3 protein-coding genes are annotated in these 2117 nt (G+C 49.3%); 2 read left to right on the forward strand and 1 reads right to left on the reverse strand.

Annotation, left to right across the window (positions count from 1 at the left end; all coding sequences use genetic code 11):
* Positions 1-297: 297 nt before the first annotated feature.
* Positions 298-507, reverse strand: a complete 210-nt coding sequence (locus tag AAEZ05_RS27605; protein ID WP_350649702.1) for a hypothetical protein — start codon at positions 505-507, stop codon at positions 298-300.
* 114 nt (positions 508-621) lie between these two features.
* On the opposite strand from AAEZ05_RS27605, the gene AAEZ05_RS27610 reads away from it, so the two are divergent.
* Together AAEZ05_RS27610 and AAEZ05_RS27615 are read left to right on the forward strand one after the other, a co-directional pair.
* On the forward strand, positions 622-1749 hold the full coding sequence (locus AAEZ05_RS27610) for a phage/plasmid replication domain-containing protein (protein WP_350649704.1): 1128 nt from the start codon (positions 622-624) through the stop codon (positions 1747-1749).
* A gap of 186 nt (positions 1750-1935) precedes the next feature.
* Positions 1936-2117: hypothetical protein (locus AAEZ05_RS27615; RefSeq protein WP_350649706.1), on the forward strand; the 182-nt coding region annotated here is incomplete at its 3' end.

A 2117-nucleotide genomic window follows, 5' to 3' on the forward strand; every position in this document is an offset into this window, starting at 1 on the left:
TCCCGTAACGTCCAGCGCCATTTCCGGATAGGTCCCGGAGGTCCTATTTTTCAGCGACCTTGACGTAACACGCTCCTCAAGCCGTGTTCCCCATTTCTCGTTGTGCAGCTAGCAAAATGGCCATTGCGCGTCTACAGCTTGCCTCTGAGTCGCTCGTAACGGCCTCTGGCTGTTTGCCCTCGATCAACAGGATGAAAACCCACATTTTCAGCATGACGCCTCCATGGCTTTAGGAGCGAAGCGAGTGGGGGTGCTGTTACACCCCCACTTTATTGTGATTTTCCACAATTTCAGCCATCACTCCGACTCAATTATCACTTCACCGCTTTCGGTGATCCTTGCGTAAGGCACTGATTTTTCAAGAATTTTATGGACAAGCTCGCTATCCCGCATCGGCTGTTTTCCGTTCTTGATCAGTATCTTATTGAATTCTATAGCTTTTTTGCGGATAGCTTCTTGCTCCGCAGTCGTCAATCTCACATTCGTGGCCATGCCTTCACCGTTCATCAAAAACTCCTCTGATAATACATGTGTGCACGTCGACACGTATTGACGTGTGCAGTTCCACATGTGTAGATTGCGACCCTATGTTACTTGTGTGCATGTGTAAGGACGCTCCGCATGATCATCGATTGGCTTACCGTTTCACAGGAGCATGACCACGACCTCCCGGTTGTGTGCGACGTTTTCACGTTAACAATCGATGCAAACACAAACGAAGTGCTCAGCACTCGGCAGCCTCGTTTCAAGCATGAGGCAAGCCATTCCACGTCGGTGACCATCCACGTTCAAGGCCGCAAGGTCCGCGTCGAAGGAAACCCCAGCAGAGTAGGGCGCCTTGATAACCTTTTTGGCTTCGAATCAATCGAGCAATGTATCTCTGTCTACAACTCGTTACTGCGTGAATACGGGCTTCCGGCTTTCACTCGTTGCACTCGCGTTGATATCCGTCAGGGAGCGTCAGGCGCTAAATCAGGTGATCGCGTCGCCGATGGGGCCAAAATTGAGCGAATCGACCTAACTACAAATCTTTCCATGGGGGAGGGCAACGTTCTTGCTTACCTCCGAGGCGTATCAAGCCAGCGAATCGGGCATTCCATCGGTTTTTTGTACCCCAACGGGCGCACCGTGGCTTGGACCCCGAAAGGAAACGGGCAGGGTGGTCGCCTGCAATACCGAAAGGCTTATGACAAGGCTTTTGAAATGGATCAAAACCTGATCCCAAAAATTAAACGCCTTTATGGCGATAAATCTCCAGAATTCGCATACGTAATGCGCGTGAGAAACTACTGCGTTCAATTTGGCGTAGTGCGCTTAGAACAAGAGTTGAAAAGTGAATACCTCCAGCGCGAGGGCCTCTGCTATTGGGGCTTATTTGACGAAAGGCGTCTTGCCGAACTCCACAGTGAGTTTTTAAAAATTGACGAACGGTTAAAGGTGACCGCTATGGATATCGTGAGCATCAGTGGGCAACTCGTCGCAGAAGGGATCTGCGACAACATTCGCACAGCACGCACAACTGCGAGCTATGCACTTGAGTGGATGACGGGCGCAGAGCTTGATTTCACAAAGAAACAAGTAAATACCCACGCTGCAAAACTTAACCGAATCGGTATCAACATTCGCAACGCCTGCGATACAAGTAGATTCGCCCCGGTATTTGTTAGGCAATGCCGTGAAATCGAGAAAGCACCGCTTGCAATTCCTGCTTGGTACAGCAGGCCTAACCACCTCAAGGTAGCTGCATAATGCTAGAGATAATCGCCTTATGCCTGAGAGCCGCTGGTGCGTTAGCGATCTTCGTATTCTGCGTTTTTTATCTCTTTAGACTCATTGATAAGCGCCGCTAACAATGGGCATTGCACTGATTCAAACTATCGCCCTATTTCTTTTTTCGGGCATTTTGATACATCTACTCGGCGTGTGGGCTCGATCATGATAGTTAGTTTCCAAGGAAGTGCACTTTCTGCTGGTCAGCGTCGTTTGGTTGCATTCCAGAATCAGTGCAAGCCGGCTTTTCTGAACCCGGTACTAGCTGATTCAGTTGCGGCAACCATCAAAGTTATTGATGAGCGAAAAGAGCAGGGCATAAAGCCTGAAAAAATTTGGACTAAAGA

The organism is Pseudomonas sp. HY13-MNA-CIBAN-0226 (assembly GCF_040310305.1).
GTDB lineage: Bacteria > Pseudomonadota > Gammaproteobacteria > Pseudomonadales > Pseudomonadaceae > Aquipseudomonas > Aquipseudomonas gregormendelii.

What these genes read in the sequence shown, in the direction of transcription:
- AAEZ05_RS27610 (WP_350649704.1), top strand. Translation starts at nt 622, where the DNA reads ATGATCATCGATTGGCTTACCGTTTCACAGGAGCATGACCACGACCTC.
- AAEZ05_RS27605 (WP_350649702.1), bottom strand. Translation starts at nt 507, where the DNA reads ATGAACGGTGAAGGCATGGCCACGAATGTGAGATTGACGACTGCGGAG.